Raw genomic sequence first — 1,607 nt, forward strand, 5'->3', positions numbered from 1 at the left:
ACTTCAGCCTTGCTATTTATCGGATGCTTTTTCTTGTGGTCTATTTTCCTGTTTTATTTAATGGCTCAAAAGCATGCAGGCAATGTCATTGTCGAAGATATATTTAAATTTAATTTTTACTGCATGATGCTTGCAATGTTGCCTTTGCTTTTGAAAAAAGCTCCGCCTAAAAACGATGTCGAGATGACGATTTTTGAAGAAAAGCAACATATGGAAATGCGCCATCAAGTTCTGAGCCAATCTGCTCAAGAGCGTCGGAAAGCTTATTTGATGAGTGCATTTTTCGGTTTTTTAATGTCGAGTCTAATGATGAGCTTTATTTTGATGTTAGATAAATAAGCTGAATGTGAGTTTATCCGATCTAATTTTTCTCACTTTTCCGCATTTGGGATGGAGAGTAGCCAAAGTGCTTTTTAAAGCGATGACTAAAATGGCTGCTGGAGCTAAATCCATACTGTTCCGAAATCTCCGTCATATTGGCAGTCGTCTGCTGTAGAGCTTGGTGTGCCAGTTCCAGTCGACGTTGCATCACATATTGGTGTGGTGGCATTTGCATGGATTGCTTAAACATATGGGCAAAATGGTACTCACTGAGCTGCGTTTGCTCGGCCAAATCTGACAGAGTCAAGCTTTGCTGAATATGTTGATCAATCCATTCTAATAATTGTTTCAGGCTATATGGAGACAGCCCGCCTTTGACTTCAGGGGCTTGCCACTCGGTATGGCTATAATTTTTAATCAAATGATTGAGCAGAAGTGTCGTGGCAGTACTCATCTGCAAATGATTTTCCCTGTTCTGCCAAGCCCCATTGAGTAAAAAGTGTCGGTAGATCATAGCAATCTGTGGGTCGGCCACGAAACTTTGTGGATTTAAAATGATTTGGCTTGGCTCACGATCCCACACCTGTTCGGCGACGCGTTGTAGATGTTGCTCAGTGTAATAAAGATGCACAAAAGTCAGGGGGTCACGCAAATCCCAAGTTGACTCAAAATCTTGTGGCATCAGGCACATATGATCTGGCCCACCGCCATTATGCCAACCTTGTGCTGTCTTTTGATAACTGTGATATCCCCCTTGAATATACATGCTAAGGGTATGGTGGTTACTGCAAACACTGACGCGGTCTTGGTTGTTTTGCCACATGGCCAACTGCATGCCCGAACCTAACTCGACCGAGTCGAGGAGTTGGGCTTTATGTTGTTGTAATTGATCTAGAATCTGATATTTCATCATCTATACGGAGTGCCGAATGGAAGAATGAGTGTAGGACTTTGATTTCATTTTGTCATCTATATCCGAAAACCAGTAAAAAAACCACAAGTTCATGATAGTGACCACAAGAAGGTGCAAGCAATGGGACAGCTAAACCAAGCACAATAGCGTGAGTGGTTTGAGTTGGATTGAAAGAGTATGAATGCGCTGTTATATGCTTTGGTGGTCGTGATTTGGGGAACGACATGGATTGCGATAAGTCTGCAACAACAAAGTGGAATATCGACCAATGTGGCAGTGTTTTGGCGTTTCTTTATTTCAGCTCTGGTGCTCTTTGCTTTTGTTGTGTTGTGCCGAAAACTGCAAAAATTGGCTGTAAAAGATCATCTGTTTT

The 1,607-nt window shown here is 42.0% G+C and carries 2 protein-coding genes and 1 pseudogene; 2 read left to right on the forward strand and 1 reads right to left on the reverse strand.

What is annotated here, in order from left to right; all coding sequences use genetic code 11:
- The coding region (locus tag B4F08_RS04395) for a hypothetical protein (protein WP_291373417.1) at positions 1 to 339 on the forward strand (339 nt) is incomplete at its 5' end.
- 22 nt (positions 340 to 361) lie between these two features.
- On the opposite strand, the gene B4F08_RS04400 is transcribed toward B4F08_RS04395, so the two are convergent.
- A complete protein-coding gene (locus tag B4F08_RS04400) occupies positions 362 to 1,231 on the reverse strand; it encodes an AraC family transcriptional regulator (protein WP_291373428.1) in 870 nt (289 codons plus the stop codon).
- A gap of 237 nt (positions 1,232 to 1,468) precedes the next feature.
- Here B4F08_RS04400 and B4F08_RS04405 point away from each other — a divergent pair.
- Positions 1,469 to 1,607: pseudogene (locus B4F08_RS04405) on the forward strand (EamA family transporter); the annotation flags it as partial.

It is taken from the genome of Acinetobacter sp. UBA6720 (assembly GCF_002454215.1).
GTDB lineage: Bacteria > Pseudomonadota > Gammaproteobacteria > Pseudomonadales > Moraxellaceae > Acinetobacter.

Coding starts and splice junctions, on each gene's coding strand:
- B4F08_RS04400 (WP_291373428.1), bottom strand. CDS start 1,231: ATGAAATATCAGATTCTAGATCAATTACAACAACATAAAGCCCAACTC.